Raw genomic sequence first — 15,541 nt, 5'->3', positions numbered from 1 at the left:
GGATTTAACATAAGGCCGATTATCGGACGCCAACTTCAACACGGTCATCGAGGGTCCATCCGACCGGCTTGTTCTCGGCGGCGCGTGCCTGTTGTTGTGGCTTGCGTTAGGTTGTCCGGCCACGATGCCCGCGACACCAGCCGACCAACCATGGACCGACACCGTGAGACTCGTCAATCCGCTTTGCGGGTCCGAATCCGAGCGTGATTACTCGACGGGTCTGACCTACCCGGCGGTCGGTGTGCCGTGGGGAATGACGTACTTCTCACCGATGAACCGGCCAGGCGGACAGGTATTCACCCGGCGGCGCGACTGGCCGATCAACCGCCTCGACGGCTTCGTCGCGACCCATGCGGCCTCGGCGTGGGTTGGCGACTACGGCAGTGTCTCCGTCCTGCCAGGCGTCGGAACCGTGCAGGAACATCCGGCCGACCGTGCCGACTGCTACCGGCTCGACACCGAGCACAGCGCACCACACGACTACCGCATCCGTCTCGCCGCTTCGGGCATCGGATGCGAGCTGACCGCGACGGCCCGGTGCGGCATGCTCCGTCTCAACTACCCGGCCGACGCCGACGCACACCTGCTGGTGAATCTGACCACCGATGTATGTGAAGTTCACCAACACGGCGACCACGAACTCCACGGCACCGCCCGCGACGGCGTGAACTTACCCGAAGGTTTTGCGTGTAGATATGTCGTGCGTCTTGATCGGTCGATCACTTCGATCGAGCGTGTCAATGGTGCGTTGGTGGTGCGTTTCGACGCCGGGGATGGTCCGGTTCATGTCACGCTGGCGACGAGTTTCATCGACCACGAGCAGGCCCAACGAAACGCCAACCGCGAGATCGGCGGGCGCGACTTCGACGCCGTTCGTGCCGAGACCGAAGCCGCCTGGCGGGCTGAACTGGATCGTGTCCGAATCACCGGCGGCACCGACAACCAACGGCGAACGTTCTACACCTGTCTCTGGCGCACGTTGCTTTTCCCGCGCACGCTCACCGAGTTCGACGCGGATGACAACCCGGTCCATCGCAGTCCGTACACCGGCGGCGTCAAGCCGGGTCACCTCGTCACCGACAACGGATTCTGGGATACGAGCCGAACGGTCTACCCCCTGCTCTCGCTGGCTTGGCCGACCAAGCTCGGTGAAACTCTCGACGGTTGGCTGACCGCATATCGGCAGAGCGGGTGGATGCCCCAATGGGCAAGTCCCGGCCATCGCGCCGCCATGGTCGGTACCCACTCGGCTGCCGTCTTTGCCGACGCCATCGCCAAGGGCATCAAGGGCTTCGACCACGCGACCGCGTTCGCCTCGATGCTCAAAGACGCGACCGTTCCAGGACACCCCGACGGCGTGTACGGCCGACAGCAACTGCCCGAGTACCTTGAGCGCGGCTATTGCCCCGAAGTCGACGGGCTCGACAGCGTGTGCCGGTCGCTCGACTACGCGTACAACGATTGGTGCGTCGCCGTGGTTGCGGACGTGCTGAGCGAAACCGAACACGCGGCGACGTTCCGCAAGCGCGCCGAGAATTGGCGCACGCTCTTCGACCCCGTGACCAAGTTCTTTCGGCCGCGTGACATGGACGGGCAGTTCGTCGAACCGTTCCGAGAGTTTCTCTGGGGTGGCCCATATCGCGAAGGCGGGCCGTGGCAATACCGGTTCGCGGTGCCGCACGATCCGCGGGGACTCGCCGACGTCTTCGGCGGTTCGGACGCGCTGGCGGCCGAGATGCAACGCATGGTCGATACCCCGCCGCACTTCGAGGTCGGTACTTACCGCAAGGTCATCCACGAGATGGCCGAGATGGCCGGGGCGAACTTCGGCCAATATGCGCACTCGAATCAGCCCGTGCATGGCATGCTGTTCACCGCCGCACGAGTCGGTCGGCCTGACGTGACGCAGCGCTTGGTCAGGCGCGTGCTCGATGAGTTGTACTCGCCCGACGACTATCCCGGCGACGAAGACAACGGCGAGATGGGCGCGTGGTACGTCCTCGCGGCGATCGGCCTGTTCCCGCACTGTCCGGGCGACCCGAGCTACACACGCCTGCCGAGCCTGTTCGATGATGTCGTACTGCACGCCGACGATGGCCATGTGATTCACTTGCCGCGCGTCGAAACGACCGGCACCGTCGCGCACGCTGACGTGATCAAGGCGACACACCGAGGCGTATGAACTGTTCCGGCGGCGCGTCGGCTTCTCGCATCAAGGCCGCCATCTGGCTGCACATCCGCCGCTCGATTTCAAGGTCGTCGACCGGCGACGCCTGGTCGGGATCGTGCGACAGGTCGAACAAAAGCGTGTCGTTCGAGCCGGGAAAGTCCTTGTGCGGCACGCGCCAAACCGAGACGCCGTGCGTGTGGTCGAAAGGACCGGCCGGCTCGACTTGCAGCAGCCGCGGCAACTCGTAGCGGGAGTTCATCGCCGTGAGTTGCATTGTGTACGTCGACGCCGGCGGCGTGTCCTCACGGCCGCCACGGTAGTAGACGTGCGTGTCACCGACGATGTTCACACCCCGCCCGTGGTACCCGAAGATCGCCGCGTCGCGCACCGGTGTGTCGTCAGCGAGGACCGGCCCAAGATCCTTGCCCAACAACGTCGCGTCTGACTCGGCACCGAAGAACCCCAACAACGTCGGCGCGAGGTCAATGGCCGGCTGGACCAACGCCCTCCGCCGCTCACCCCCGACCGGCCGACGCGGATCGTGGATGAACAAAGGCGTGTGGCTGATCTGCTCGTACATCGGCGGATCGTTCTTCATCATCCAACCGTGCTCGCCGAGCAGGATACCATGGTCGGTCCAGACGACGAGCATCGTGTCCTTCCACATGTCGTGGCGGTCGAACGCGTCGAGCACCTTGCCCAGCGAGTCGTCGCACTTGGCCAGCAGCGCGGCGTACCGCCGGCGCGCTTGCTCAATGAGTGCGGGATCATCCGGCACTCGGCCGTAGTCGGGCCAGTCGTACAACGGTCGCTCGAAATCCGGCGATCCGATCACGTCAAGCCATTGGTCATCGCAGAAGAAGGGCTCATGCGGATCGAAGCACTCGACCTGCAACAGCCAGTTGTCTTCGGCTGCGTTGCGATCGATGAACGTCAGCCCCGCATCGATTGTCAGCGACTGGCTTAGCTTCTCGTCCGGCTGCATGTACGGCCGGTTGATCCAGTCCTGACGACGTCCCTTTCCGTTGACGTTATCGGGGATCTCCGGCTCGGCGACTTGCCCAATCCACGGATCGCCTTCCTGACCGCGGAACAACTCCCATGTGTCGTAGCGGCAGTGATAGTTCGCACCGCCATCCTCGAAGTAGTGATAGTGATCCGTTGCAAGATGTGAATACACGCCCTGTTGATCACGAAGCGTGTCAAACACGCTGCGATCGAACGGCTCGAGCGGGCCCCATCCGCGATGAAGAAATCCGGGCCGGCCGGTGTGCAGGTCGCGTCGCGCCGGCATGCAAGGCATGCTGCACACGTAGCTTCGTTCAAACGTCACCGCGCGATTGGCAAGCCGCTGGAAGCTGGGCGTGTGGGTCCAGTCGCAACCGTACGGCGCGAGCATGTGCCGATTGAGCGAATCGAACATCAGCATGACACATTTCATGCGATTATCGTCGCAGAAACGTGTTGCGTCACAACCGCGGGATCGTCAGCCCGCCATCGACTGTCACGACGCTGCCGGTCGCGTAAGTGAACTGCCCGAGTGCCAACGGCAGCACGGCTCGGCCGATGTCTTCGGGCTGGCCCCAACGCGGCTCGACGGTCAGGCCGTCGGCGATCAACGCGTCGTATTTGTCGGTGACGCCGGCGGTCATGTCGGTCTTGATCACGCCTGGGCGGACCTCGTACACGCCGACGCCGAACTCGGCCAGGCGCACCGCCCAGAGCTGCGTCGCCATCGCGAGCGCGGCCTTGCTGATGCAGTAGTCGCCGCGGTTCACGCTCGCGACGGTCGCGCTCACCGATGTGACGAACACGACGCTTCCCCGCCACCGCGCGTCGGCCTCGTGCTGCTTGCGCATTTGGTTGGCGACGGCCTGCGTGAGGAAGTACGGGCCCTGCGTGTTGATCCGGACGAGCCGCTCGAAGCTGGCTTCGTCGGCGTCGAGGATGTCCGCGCGGACATCGGGGGCGACGCCGGCGTTATTGATCAGAGCGTCGATGCGGCCGAACTTCGCAACCGTCTCATCGACAAGCTTTTGCCGATCTTCAGCGCTGCCGATGTCCGCCGAGACGTAATACGCACGCTCCCCGAGTTCCGCGAGCGCTTCGTCGGCCGTCGGCTTGCGGCCATTGATGACGACCGAACAACCCTCCTGGGCAAGGCTTTTAGCGATACCCAGGCCAATGCCGCGTGACCCACCGGTCACGATCACCACGCGTCGATCATCACTCATCACTTATCGCCTCCGAGACAGTCGAAGAACCGGTAATCCCTACCCGCCGCGAACCGCTGAACGAGCAACGCCGCTTCACGCAGGTGGTAGTCGCCCCACATACACGCCTCGCCGCGGGCGATCTTGGAACCTTCGGGCACATGGTCCCAGCCGAACGGCTGGTGATAAATGCTGTGGAGCAACAGTCCCTCGTGGTCGGCGTCGGTCGAGAGATACGGTTCGTCCAGCAGCGTCTTGAGGGTGGTCAGCCCGGCGGCAGTGTACTTGGCCTCGCCCGTGAGTCGGCCGTAGCGAATGAGCCCCTGGCACGCGATCGCGGCGGCACTACTGTCGATCGGCTCGTGATCGTTGAACGGATCGCTCGGCTTGCCGCGCCAATCGCCGATCTTGTCGAGGCTTGGGGCACCCGTGTCCCAGTATGGCACGCCGTCGGTCGGCGTGTGTTCGAGGTAGAAGTCGCACGTTGCTGCCGCGGCCTTGTGCATCAGCTTGAGGATCTCGTCGTCGTAGAGTTCGGGACGCTCGGCCGCGAGTTCGAGCTGCTCCGCGAAGCCGACCATCGCCCACGCCAAGCCACGCGTCCACGTGCTGAACGGGCTGTAACCCTGCTGCGTCGACGGGCATCGGTATGCTCCGCTCACAGGGTTCCAAAGCGTCTCGTGCGCCGTCCGGCCGCGGATGTCGTACGTGTCTCGGCCCTCGCCGTGGAACACGTTGTACTCGGCCGTCTTTCGCAAGTGCTCCCTCAACCGCCACGGCAAGTCGAGGAGTGCATCTTGCTCGCCGAGCGGGCGGTGTCCGAGCAGATGGCTCACCGCGACGATCCGGCAGCTGCGCACCGTGTCGACGAACAAACTCTGCGGCCCATTGAACGAATGGATGAACCCCCCACCGTCGGCCGTCTTCGTCCAACGCGCCGCCTGGACCGCGCCGCTGATCTGCAGCGCGAGTGTGTAAAAGGCCTCTTCGTCCTCGCACATATCGAACCGCCCTGCCCGGCCGAGCCGCAGGAGGTTGCCGTAGGTGCTCAGGTTGTTGAAGCCGTGATCGTGTACCCCGCCGTGGCTGACGTGGTTGTGCATCTTCTCGCGCGTGTTTCGCCAGCCGATCTGCAGGAAGCGATCTTCGTCGGTGACGTCGTATTGCAGCACCGCGCTGCCGTACTGGAAGCCCTGCGTCCACTCGGTCCAACCCTGCGGCTGATAGACACCGTTCACGGTGAACACCGGCGTCTTGCCGTCGCGCTGATCGGCGGACGCCTCAATGCGTTCGATCTTCCGACCGGACAAGTCCCACATGCGTTCGATCGCCGGGAGTAGGTCGGCCGGCGAGAGGTCAGGGTTGTGCTTGATCACGCTCATAGAGTACCTCGGACCGTTCGTGCTCGCCAAGCGTATGTGTCCGTTTTGGCAAAGTCGGTATACTGCACCCATGACCGGGCGAACACAGGTCCATGCAGCGATCCGACAGCTTTGCGGCGCAATCTTCAACGAACCGCAACGGCTTCGGGATGTCGTGAGCCATCGTGTAACCGGCACGTTCTCGATCGCCTCGCATCGCCATCGCGACGAGTTGCAGTTCGACCTGCTCGAGGATTGTTGTGGCGAAGCGTTGCTCGGTTCCGAGGCATGGCCGGTCTCTGGGCTGACGCTACTGGTGCACTATCCAGGCGAGCGTCATGGCTTCACGCTACGTGGGGGCCGGCGTTGGCATTTGAAGCTCCGCATGCCTCGGGTGGATCGAGTGTGGCCGGAGATTGTCACCGCTGCGCCGGCGATGCCACGGATCGGGCGGATCGCCCGTGAACTCGCAAGTTACTCGATTCAAAAGGAGGATCGGCCACCAAGGTTGCTCGCGCTCGTGACGGACCTGATGGCAAGCTGGCCGGTGCGGGACGTGTCGGCGCTGGACGCGGCGAGCGTGGAGGACGCGCGGGATTTGGCCGACGCCGTGGCATTGGTGCAGGCGAGCAAGGGGCCACCACCGAGTATCGCGGAGATGGCCGCAGCGGCTCACCTCTCACGGCGGCACTTCGCTCGACGGTTTCGCACGCGGTTCGGCTGCACCCCGGCGGAGTTCGCCGACACACACCGCCTGGCCCGGGCAAAGTCACTATTGCTCGGCGGGCAAATGTCGGCCGCTGCTGTCGCCGACGCCGTCGGCTTCACGACACACAGCGCGTTCACCCGCTGGTTCACGCGACACGTCGGCCAATCGCCACGTCGTTTCCGGACCGATCCACAGACCGCGTGAAATTGGCTGCTTGCGCACAATCACCAGGCTCGCGCTCGTGTAGACTCCACGCATGGAAACACGCAAGCTCGGCATTGTGATGAACGGCGTCACCGGACGCATGGGCACCAACCAGCACCTGATCCGCTCGATCCTCGCCACCCGCGATCAAGGCGGCGTGAAAGTCTCGCCGGAACTCGTGCTGATGCCCGAGCCGATCCTCGCCGGCCGCAACGAGAACAAGCTCCGCGACTTGGCCACCAAGCATGGCGTCGAGAAGTTCACCACCGATGTCGAAGGTGCGATCAAGAGCGACGACTGCGACATCGTCTTTGACGCCTCGGCCACGCAGCTGCGAGGTAAGTTCGTTCAGCTCGCGTGTGACGTGGGCAAACCGGTTTATTGCGAGAAGCCGACGGCGATCGAGACCGACGAAGCGCTACGCCTCGCCAAGCTCGCCGAGGACGCAGGCATCAAGAACGGTGTCGTACAGGATAAGCTCTGGCTTCCCGGCATCCGCCGACTCAAGCAACTCATCGACCAGGGCTTCTTCGGCGAAATCCTCAGCATCCGTGGCGAGTTCGGCTACTGGGTCTTCGCCGGCGACATCGACGACCAACCCATCCAACGCCCGAGTTGGAACTACCGCAAGGAAGACGGCGGCGGGATCATGGTCGACATGTTCTGCCATTGGCAGTACGTCCTGGCCCACACGTTCGGCCCGGTGAAGCGGCTGGTGTCAGCCGCTCGCACCGACCTGCCCGAACGACGCGACGAGGGCGGCAAGCCGTATACATGCACGGCCGACGACAGTGCGTACGCCATCTTCGAGCTGGCCGGCGGGCACAACGTGCCCGACGGGACGATCGCGCAGTTCAATAGCAGCTGGGTCACCCGCGTCCGCCGCGATGACCTGCTCACGATCCAAGTCGACGGCACCCACGGCAGCGCCGTTGCCGGCCTGCGCGAGTGCCACATCCAACACGCAGCCAACACGCCCAAGCCGGTCTGGAACCCCGACATCCCGCAGCCGATCGACTTCTACGAGAACTGGTCGCAAATGCCGGCCGCCACCGATTACGACAACGCGTTCAAGATTCAGTGGGAGATGTTCCTGCGTCACGTCGCGCTCGACGAGCCGTTCCCGTACACGCTGCGTGAAGGGGCCAAGGGCGTACAGTTGGCCGAGCTTGGACTGAAGAGCGCGGCCGAGCATTGCTGGGTCGACGTGCTGGAGTTGAAGTAATGCCAGAGCTATCCCGATGCGCCCCGCACACGATTACCTGCAAGCCTTGGTCGCTGGCCGAGTGTTGCGAGAAGTTCGCGACGGCCGGCTGCGGGGGCATCAGCGTCTGGCGTGACGCGATCGAGCCGGTCGGGATCGACGAGGCGGCGCGGATCGTGAAAACGAGCGGGCTCAAGGTGCCGGCGTTGGTGCGTGGCGGATTCTTTCACGAAGCCGATGCAATCGACGTGAACAAGACATGCATCGACGAAGCCGCCGCGCTCGGAGCGGAGATGGTGGTGCTCGTCGTTGGTGCGGTCCCCGGGCAGCCGATGGATGAGCAACACAAGCGCGTCGCCGACGCCATCGCGGACGTCGTCCCGCACGCCGAGGCCAACGGCGTCAAGCTCGCGATCGAGCCGCTGCACCCGATGTACGCCGACACGCGCAGCTGCGTCACCCGGCTCAAGGACGCGACCAACATCGCCGAGCACATTGGCCATCCGCTCGTCGGCGTCGCGATCGACGTCTACCACGTCTGGTGGGATCCGGACCTGGCGTACGAGATCGAAATGTGCGGGCGGTTCGATCGCATCTTTGCATTCCACGAGTGCGATTGGCGTGTGCCGACGCGAGGCTTTCTGCTGGATCGTGGCGTCATCGGCGAGGGCTGCATCGATGTGGCCGGCATTCGCGGTATGGTGGAATCCGCCGGCTTTGAGGGCCTGCACGAAATCGAGATTTTCAGCGAGGAAGGCTGGGTCTTGCCGCAGGACCAATGGCTCGAACGCAATCTCGCCGGTTACAAGGAGCACGGGTGAATGATTCACGCATGAAAAGCGGACTTGTGTCCATCACGTTTCGACAGTTGGACTGTGCCGGTCTCGTCGACGTTGCGGCACGCGCCGGACTGCAAGGCATCGAATGGGGCGGTGACGTCCACGTCCCCCACGGCGATACCTCAGCGGCCCATCTCGCAGCCCGCATGACCACCGACGCGGGACTCGCTGTCGCGGCGTACGGGTCGTACTTCTCGTGCCAACCCGGCGAAGCGTTCGGCCCCGTGCTCGAAACGGCCAAGGCTTTGGGCACGCCGGTGATTCGCATCTGGCCCGGCGATCGCATGCACAGCAACCCCGAAGATCCCGCCGCGATCGCCGATGCCTGCCGAAGTGCCGCCGAGCAAGCGGCGGCGCTTGATATCGTCATTGCCGCCGAGTGGCACGGCAACACGCTGACCGAAACCCTCGCCGGCGGGCTCGACCTGCACCGGCGCGTGGATCATCCGAACTTCAAGCTCTACTGGCAGCCGAGCCAACGCCGCACGTTCGAGCAGCGCATGGCCGAACTCGAAGCGGTGCTGCCGTGGCTGGCGCATGTGCACACCTTTAACTGGATCAACGGCACCGAGCGACAACCGCTCGCCGAGTCCGCCGACGATTGGCAACGCTACCTGACAAAGGCCGCGACCGCACCGCCGTTCGATCGGTATGCGATGATCGAGTTCGTGCCCGACGATGATCCGGCGATGTTGAACCAGGAAGCGGCGGTACTGAACGGGTGGTTGGGCAAGCTCGACGCAGCCTCTTGACGGCGATTTACCCGCGTGGCTCGATGTCGCCGCAGAGGTTGACGTCGAGGCCGAGGGCGGCCATGGCGTGGGCCTTTGCGAGCAGGCCGCGGGTGGCGGCTTTCTCGTCGGGGGCGTAGACGACTTGGATGTGGTTGGACTTGTGCTTGGCCATCATCTGGTCACGCGTCGTGCCGCGTAGGACCGCGTGCATGATCGGCCACTGCGGCGTGGTCTGGTCGAGGCGGTCTTGGGTTTCGTCCCTGGGCAGGCCGACGACGTCGGCGAGGCCGATGTCCATCTTGAGTTTGCCACCTTCGACGAACACGCGGGACCAGACGACGTGGCCGGGCTTGGACACGCCGGAACACGTCCCGCCGCCGAGGCGGAAGTACATCGGCGGCTGGCGGTGGCTGTGCGTGCCCTTCCATCCGCCGATGAAATGCGCCGGTGGTGCCGCGCCGCTGATCTCCAACACCCAAACGTAGTCGTCGAGCTCGGCCTTCTTGCCGTGGACGTCCTTGCCCGGCCCGGTGTAATGCCGGCCCCAGCGCAGGTCGTGCAGCGTGTTCTCCGGCGCGTAGCCGAGTTCCTTCCACAATCGGTAGGTCACCAGCCCGTCGAGCCCAGCACACTCGTCGACCTCGTTGAAGTGCGGCAGCGCTTCGCCCTTGTACAGCACGCGCTTGCCGTCGGCCGACTTCACCGGCGGACGGACCTTGTTGTTGAGCGTGCCCTCGACAAGGTCCGACGCGGGGGCCAGGTCCTTGAGCCCCTGCTGGTACTGGATGCCGATGGTGTCGCAGCCGAACTCGTCGGCGATCCGCATCGAAGCGATGTACATCTTGCACTGTTCGAGGACTTGGGCCTTGGTCAGCTCGGTCTTTTCCTTCTTGCCGAAGTGGAAGTTCACGCCCTTCTTGACGTACCAGTCGAAGACTTCCTTGGCGTCCTTGTTGCTGACCTGCGTCATGGCGTAGTAGAGCGCCGACTGACTGAGGCGCTCCTTGAAGACGCCGGTCGGGTTGAGCAGGTGGTCAGGCACGATCGCGTTGAACATGCCCATGCAGCCCTCGTCGAACACGCCCATGATCGGCTTGCTCGCACGGAACGCCTCGGCGAACTTGCTGCCGATCTTCTCGGTCTCGCTGACGAGGCTCTTGGCAAGCTTCGCCTTCTTGAGCTTGCTCGCCATCGTGCCGCTGTGCGATGTGTTCCAGCGCACGGGCTTGCCGGCGAGCCAGTCCGAGAGCTTGGCTTTGAACTGATCATCGGTCGCGAAGTCCTCGCTCCAAAGCGAGTCGTACTTCACGCCGGCCTTGGTCAGCGAGCCGTTGAGGTTGAGCATCCCGACCAGTCCCGGCCAGGTGCCCGACCAGTTCGCGACGGTGACGATCGGCCCTTCATGCTGGATCAGGCCGCTAAGCACATGATGGCTGTACTGCCAAACGGCTTCGGCAACGATGAGCGGCGCATCCTTGGGGATATCCGCGAAGACCTCCCGACCGTGCTTCTGCGAGTCGATGAAACTGTGGCCGACGTCTTTTCGGAAGCCGTGCGCCCGCTTGACGTTCGCGCCCAGTTCCTTGCACACGGCGATGAGGGATTTCTCCATCGCCTGCTGGGCGGGTTCGCACTTCTTGTTCGCGGATGGACGCAGGTCGCCGTTGGCAATGAGGTAGACGGTTTTGGCCATGACGGCATGGTGCCATGCCGGGCGAAAAGTTCAACGGTGAACGGGGTTCACGCCGAGCTGCTTCGCCTTGTACCGACGTGGCGTCGTGCCGAAGCGCCGCTTGAAGCGTGCGTGAAAATGGCCGAGGTTGGCAAAGCCGCTTTGCAGGCACGCGTCGGTGACACGCACGTCCGGGTCGGCGAGCAACCGAGCGGCATGATCGAGGCGAGCGTCGGTGACAAGGTCGGTCGGCGACTTGCCGAGTAGCGCCTTGCATGTGCGTGCAACGTGCTCATGGCTGTACCCGCAGGCGTCAACGAAGTCCGGCACACCACGCCGCAGGAGGTCGCCCGACAACGCCGACCGAAGCCAACCGGGTAACGGCGATGCCGTTGGCATCGGCGCGAGCAGGCCGACGAGCGTCAGCATGAATCGGTCGAAAGTCAGCAGATCACGCCGACCAGCCCGCATCGGCTCGGCCACCCGCCAAAGCTGCTCGAGCGCATCAACGTCGAGCGTTGTCCTCGTATCGCCGTTCACCTCTGGCCAATCGCTGTACCGCCGGCGCAGCGTCGTGAGCAATCGCGTCGGGAACGCGACGTTGCAAAGTGTGAAATCCTCCCGGCCATCAAATCCGTGGATGACGTCACGGTCGGCGATCCCCACATCACCCACGCTCAACAAGCGTTCGGCGTCGAGCCGACGCTCGGCCCCTTCGCTGCGGACAACCCAAAATATTTCGGCAAAATCATGCCCGTGCTGCATCGGTGACATTGCCCTGGGTCGCACCTGCGCGAAGTGAAACAACTCACCTCGGGCCAATAACGGGCTGAGTCGGATTGTCCTAATCGCGGGCGCGGGCATCAACACAACGTACCTTTTTTTCAAGCCGATGTGCGACAGTCGGCCACGTTTGTGCGAGACTTTCAACCATGACCACCGCCACGCATCCCAACATCCGCACGGACGATCCGCGTCTGACGCCGAACTTCGACGTCACCGTCGGCACCTTCCGCAAGCCGCGCTTGGACCAGGACGACGTCGCCGCTTACTGCCGCGATGGGTATCTGCTTTACAACAAGCCGGTCCTGCGCGAAGCGCAGTTCGACGGGCTCAAGGCGCACTTTGAGATGCTCCTCGAAGAACACACCAAGTCCGGCCTGCGGCCCGAGGCGATGGACACGCCCCACTTCGGCGATCACCGACTCTTCGAGTGGATCTTCTCCGACGAGATCCTCGACCTGGTCGAGCCGCTCATCGGGCCGAACATCGCGCTGTTCTCCAGCCACTTCCTGGCCAAGCCCGCGGGCAACGGCAAGCGCGTGCCCTGGCACGAGGACAGCTTCTACTGGAAGGACCTGATGAAGCCGATGCACGTATGCACGGTCTGGCTGAGCATCGACGCGTCGATTCACGAAAACGGTTGCATGAACGTGATCCCCCGTGCCCTGCACGGTTACAGCGAGTACGCCGACGTCGACGCGGACGTGAACGTGTTCGGCTCGGAAATCAAGTGGCTCAAGAACGTCCCGACCGACGGCGTGGCCGACCTGACCGATGCGCCGGAGAACGTGCTGCTCCGCTCGCAACGCTGCGAGCTTCGGCCCAACGAGGCGTCGCTCCACGACGCCCGCCTCATCCACGGCTCCGACCCGAACCACTCCAACATGCGCCGCTGCGGCTACACGATGCGGTTCATCCCCGCGTCGGTGTTATACGAAGCGAAGAACCACAAGTGGCCGCACCAGATTTACCTGGCCCGTGGTAGCGGCCACCCGGACAACCAGTACGCCGACCCGACGAGGGATTACCCCGACCTGTTCGCCCAACGCTTCGGGACGGGCAACAGTCACTGAGCAACGCCCGTATCAGAACCCGACACGATTGCGGGTGCCCTTCTTGCCGATGGCGACCTGGTCTTCCCACACGGCCAACCCGCGGCCGTCGGTGAGCGACATCTGGAAGATGTAGACGCTCTGCTTGAAGTCGCCGGCTCGCGTGTAGTTCTCGATGATCTTGCCGCTGAGCGTGTAGTCTGCCGGCGCGGTGTTGGACCGTCCGGTGAGAAACTGCTCGGCCTCGGCGGCTTCGCTGGCCAGAACGTCTTCGTTGCCGATCGAACCGACCGTCGAGGTCAGCACCCGGCCGCTCTTGTTGAGTTCGACCCGGATGGTCTTGTTGACCTGGTCCACGTCGAACTGGCGGTCGGAGACATTCGCGCGAACGCTGCTGACGGCGAGGACCGCCGGATCGTTGGCGTCGAAGCGTGTGATGGCCGGGTGCTGGAGCAGCGAGTTGACCAAAGCAAGCGCGGCTTCGTTGGCGTCCTTCGGGTCGATACCGCGGACGCTGGTGATGGCTTGATCCTCGGCGTAGGGATCGATCTTGATCGCCTCGCGGCCGCAACCGACAAGCGTAATACCGAGTCCGGCGAGCAACGTGAGTTTGAGAGCGATGTGATTCATGGGTTGTTTCCGTATCGGCCGTTAGTCCGCCGGCTCGGTCAGCTTCAGCTTGAAATCGCGCACGCCCGGAACCGGGGCAACGCCTTCTAGGTACACAATCTCCCGACCGCGGATCCATTCCTGACGCCAAGCGTCCTGGCTGTCACTTTGGTACACGAGGCCGTTGGGCAACACCCATTCCCACTGGTACAGAAACCGTTGCGGCTCGCGGGTGAGGTTTTGGATTTCCACCTGCACAACGTACGGCTCGGTCTCCCGCTGCTCACGAGCGCCAACGACCCGTGCGACCCTGTTCAGGCCGGGATCCGTGATGACCTTGTTGAGCAGTACCGGATCCACGACGGCGGTCTTCTCCACCGGCTCGTAGGTGTTGGTGCTGGAGCAACCGAGCAGCAAGGCGACGGGAATGAGGAGGGCGGGCAGTTTCATGGTCGTTGGGAAAGACACGGGACATGTCGCGGCGTTAGGGGACGGGAAACTCCCGCACGAGTAATGGCGTGCCAGGGTAAACATGGCGGACGAGCACGACGTTGCTCCGGCCGCCGGACAGTTCGATACGGACGGGCCGCCCGTCGGGCGTTTGTAGTTCGAGGACGCGGTTGTCCGGCGTGGGGATCGCGAGGATTTGATAAGTCTTGGGCAACGTACGCCAGGTGCGCAAGTCGGCTTGGTTACTCGCGGTGAGCCAGAGGAGCGTGGCGATCTGCACGGCGGCATCGGCGGTGCCGTTGCTGCGTCCGTCGCGACCGACCGACTGCAAGCCGGCCGCGACCGCGCTTTTGAACACCGCGATGGTCACCGACTTGGTGATGATCCCCGGCAGTCGAGCGTTGAACTCGCTGCCGATGACCTCGTCCATGTCCGCGACGATCTCACTCCGATATCGCGTGCCATCGGCGTAGACCGTGAGGTACGGCGCGCTGCTCGGTTGACGCTGTAGAAACGGAATGGCGATGTTGAAGGAACTGAGTCGATCGGTGACGAAAATCAGGGGCAGGTCGAGCCGGAACTCCTCGAGCCGCGGCGCGAAACCCTCGGCGAAGATCACATGCGTCACGCCCGGCGTCCCCGCCGCACCACGGTCGGCGGCGTCCTGCAACAGCGCGACCGTCTCTTTCGACACGCGGTCCGGCAGCATCCGCTGCACCCGGTCGAAACTACGCCGTGCCTGATCCAAATCACCGGACGACTCGGCCGTCAAAAGCCAAGTCAGGCCGGCGACGTACTCCGCATACGGGTTGAGAAACATGCCCTCGCCACGCAACGCATATCCCTCGGCCTCAGTCAGATCACCGCCGGCCGCACGCATGCGGGCACGGGTACTTTCGGCAAGTCGCGGGTCTTGCAACGCATCGGCGGCACCACGCCCCTCGCGTCGGCCCAGCGCTTCCGCCGCCGCCGCGTTCTCGGCTTCGATCTTCTCCGTGTACCGGTCGGCCGCGTCGGTCTGGCGGTTGCGGATCGACACCGCCTCACGCCGAGCACCCTCGTAGTCGCCGAGTTCGAGCAGGATCAACGTCTTGAGCGTCGGCACGAGAATGCGGTCGGCCTGCGTGCCGCGATACGGGAGAAACGTCAGATTCGTGAACGCCGCCCCGCCCTCGTTGACGAGCCGGATGTACGGCCGGTCGTCGTGGACCGCGATGATCTCGTCGGCCCGGTCGAGCGCGAACAACGCTTCGTCGAGCAGCCCGACCGTGTGGTAGACACTGCCTTGTTCCACGCGTGCCAGCAGTGCATCGAGCGCCGGCGGGCGCGGCTCGCCGCGAGATTCCCGGTACGAACGAAGCTCGCCGTAGCTGCCGTCGATTTCCGCCGCCAAGTACCGGACCGATCGCTCCGCCGACTCAAGCCGGCCGTCCTGCAATGCGCCCACCACCGGGTCCATGTGCGCGTTGTACGACTTGCGACAACCAACGAGGGCGAGCGCGAGAACAGCGAGAATGGCGATACGCGTCACGTTCATCGGG

The 15,541-nt window shown here is 64.0% G+C and carries 14 protein-coding genes; 6 read left to right on the top strand and 8 right to left on the bottom strand.

Translation table 11 applies throughout. The features are described from left to right. The first annotated feature begins 124 nt into the window (after positions 1-124). Positions 125-2,182 carry a GH92 family glycosyl hydrolase gene (locus tag AAGD32_00170; GenBank protein ID MEM8872647.1) on the top strand — a complete coding sequence of 686 codons (2,058 nt, stop codon included), beginning with the start codon at positions 125-127 and terminating at the stop codon, positions 2,180-2,182. On the opposite strand, the gene AAGD32_00165 is transcribed toward AAGD32_00170, so the two are convergent. Genes AAGD32_00165 through AAGD32_00155 form a run of 3 tightly spaced genes read right to left on the bottom strand, consistent with a single transcriptional unit; the run spans position 2,157 to position 5,759 of the window. Then, positions 2,157-3,611, bottom strand: a complete 1,455-nt coding sequence (locus AAGD32_00165) for a sulfatase (protein ID MEM8872646.1) — start codon at positions 3,609-3,611, stop codon at positions 2,157-2,159. The genes AAGD32_00170 and AAGD32_00165 overlap by 26 nt on opposite strands. A 28-nt stretch (positions 3,612-3,639) precedes the next feature. Further along, positions 3,640-4,404: a 3-ketoacyl-ACP reductase gene (locus AAGD32_00160; GenBank protein MEM8872645.1), complete on the bottom strand. Its 765-nt coding sequence runs from the start codon at positions 4,402-4,404 to the stop codon at positions 3,640-3,642. Continuing rightward, a complete protein-coding gene (locus AAGD32_00155) occupies positions 4,404-5,759 on the bottom strand; it encodes a glycosyl hydrolase (GenBank protein MEM8872644.1) in 1,356 nt (451 codons plus the stop codon). Before AAGD32_00155 ends, AAGD32_00160 begins: the two co-directional genes overlap by 1 nt. A 76-nt stretch (positions 5,760-5,835) precedes the next feature. On the opposite strand from AAGD32_00155, the gene AAGD32_00150 reads away from it, so the two are divergent. The 4 genes from AAGD32_00150 to AAGD32_00135 are packed head-to-tail and all read left to right on the top strand — an operon-like array spanning position 5,836 to position 9,452. Continuing rightward, positions 5,836-6,657: an AraC family transcriptional regulator gene (locus AAGD32_00150; protein ID MEM8872643.1), complete on the top strand. Its 822-nt coding sequence runs from the start codon at positions 5,836-5,838 to the stop codon at positions 6,655-6,657. A 52-nt stretch (positions 6,658-6,709) separates the two neighbouring features. Beyond that, a complete protein-coding gene (locus AAGD32_00145; GenBank protein MEM8872642.1) occupies positions 6,710-7,882 on the top strand; it encodes a Gfo/Idh/MocA family oxidoreductase in 1,173 nt (390 codons plus the stop codon). Then, positions 7,882-8,682, top strand: coding sequence for a sugar phosphate isomerase/epimerase family protein (locus tag AAGD32_00140; protein MEM8872641.1), 801 nt, complete (start codon positions 7,882-7,884; stop codon positions 8,680-8,682). The genes AAGD32_00145 and AAGD32_00140 overlap by 1 nt, the downstream gene beginning before the upstream one ends. 11 nt (positions 8,683-8,693) lie before the next feature. Next, a complete protein-coding gene (locus tag AAGD32_00135; GenBank protein MEM8872640.1) occupies positions 8,694-9,452 on the top strand; it encodes a TIM barrel protein in 759 nt (252 codons plus the stop codon). A gap of 7 nt (positions 9,453-9,459) precedes the next feature. Here AAGD32_00135 and AAGD32_00130 read toward each other — a convergent pair whose 3' ends face one another. Together AAGD32_00130 and AAGD32_00125 are read right to left on the bottom strand one after the other, a co-directional pair. After that, entirely contained in the window at positions 9,460-11,127 is a 1,668-nt protein-coding gene (locus tag AAGD32_00130; GenBank protein MEM8872639.1) for a fucose isomerase, read from the bottom strand. A 30-nt stretch (positions 11,128-11,157) separates the two neighbouring features. Continuing rightward, positions 11,158-11,880, bottom strand: a complete 723-nt coding sequence (locus AAGD32_00125) for a helix-turn-helix transcriptional regulator (protein MEM8872638.1) — start codon at positions 11,878-11,880, stop codon at positions 11,158-11,160. Between the two features lie 158 nt (positions 11,881-12,038). Here AAGD32_00125 and AAGD32_00120 point away from each other — a divergent pair, with 158 nt between their 5' ends. Continuing rightward, positions 12,039-12,962, top strand: coding sequence for a phytanoyl-CoA dioxygenase family protein (locus AAGD32_00120; protein ID MEM8872637.1), 924 nt, complete (start codon positions 12,039-12,041; stop codon positions 12,960-12,962). A gap of 12 nt (positions 12,963-12,974) precedes the next feature. On the opposite strand, the gene AAGD32_00115 is transcribed toward AAGD32_00120, so the two are convergent. The 3 genes from AAGD32_00115 to AAGD32_00105 are packed head-to-tail and all read right to left on the bottom strand — an operon-like array spanning position 12,975 to position 15,537. After that, positions 12,975-13,571, bottom strand: coding sequence for a hypothetical protein (locus AAGD32_00115; GenBank protein MEM8872636.1), 597 nt, complete (start codon positions 13,569-13,571; stop codon positions 12,975-12,977). Between the two features lie 21 nt (positions 13,572-13,592). Continuing rightward, a complete protein-coding gene (locus tag AAGD32_00110) occupies positions 13,593-14,000 on the bottom strand; it encodes a YcfL family protein (protein MEM8872635.1) in 408 nt (135 codons plus the stop codon). Between the two features lie 34 nt (positions 14,001-14,034). Next, the gene (locus AAGD32_00105) at positions 14,035-15,537 is read right to left on the bottom strand and encodes a hypothetical protein (GenBank protein ID MEM8872634.1); all 1,503 of its coding nucleotides are present in this window, start codon (positions 15,535-15,537) and stop codon (positions 14,035-14,037) included. Positions 15,538-15,541 lie beyond the last annotated feature (4 nt).

This window comes from Planctomycetota bacterium (assembly GCA_039182125.1).
Taxonomy (GTDB): Bacteria; Planctomycetota; Phycisphaerae; order Tepidisphaerales; family Tepidisphaeraceae; genus JBCDCH01.
Note: the sequence above shows the minus strand (reverse complement) of the source record. Positions and strands in the feature narration are given on the sequence as shown.

Excerpts from the sequence above, each read along its gene's own strand:
- AAGD32_00170 (MEM8872647.1), top strand. The coding sequence starts at position 125 with ATGCCCGCGACACCAGCCGACCAACCATGGACCGACACCGTGAGACTC.
- AAGD32_00165 (MEM8872646.1), bottom strand. The coding sequence starts at position 3,611 with ATGAAATGTGTCATGCTGATGTTCGATTCGCTCAATCGGCACATGCTC.
- AAGD32_00160 (MEM8872645.1), bottom strand. The coding sequence starts at position 4,404 with ATGAGTGATGATCGACGCGTGGTGATCGTGACCGGTGGGTCACGCGGC.
- AAGD32_00150 (MEM8872643.1), top strand. The coding sequence starts at position 5,836 with ATGACCGGGCGAACACAGGTCCATGCAGCGATCCGACAGCTTTGCGGC.
- AAGD32_00145 (MEM8872642.1), top strand. The coding sequence starts at position 6,710 with ATGGAAACACGCAAGCTCGGCATTGTGATGAACGGCGTCACCGGACGC.
- AAGD32_00140 (MEM8872641.1), top strand. The coding sequence starts at position 7,882 with ATGCCAGAGCTATCCCGATGCGCCCCGCACACGATTACCTGCAAGCCT.
- AAGD32_00135 (MEM8872640.1), top strand. The coding sequence starts at position 8,694 with ATGAAAAGCGGACTTGTGTCCATCACGTTTCGACAGTTGGACTGTGCC.
- AAGD32_00130 (MEM8872639.1), bottom strand. The coding sequence starts at position 11,127 with ATGGCCAAAACCGTCTACCTCATTGCCAACGGCGACCTGCGTCCATCC.
- AAGD32_00125 (MEM8872638.1), bottom strand. The coding sequence starts at position 11,880 with ATGTCACCGATGCAGCACGGGCATGATTTTGCCGAAATATTTTGGGTT.
- AAGD32_00120 (MEM8872637.1), top strand. The coding sequence starts at position 12,039 with ATGACCACCGCCACGCATCCCAACATCCGCACGGACGATCCGCGTCTG.
- AAGD32_00115 (MEM8872636.1), bottom strand. The coding sequence starts at position 13,571 with ATGAATCACATCGCTCTCAAACTCACGTTGCTCGCCGGACTCGGTATT.
- AAGD32_00110 (MEM8872635.1), bottom strand. The coding sequence starts at position 14,000 with ATGAAACTGCCCGCCCTCCTCATTCCCGTCGCCTTGCTGCTCGGTTGC.
- AAGD32_00105 (MEM8872634.1), bottom strand. The coding sequence starts at position 15,537 with ATGAACGTGACGCGTATCGCCATTCTCGCTGTTCTCGCGCTCGCCCTC.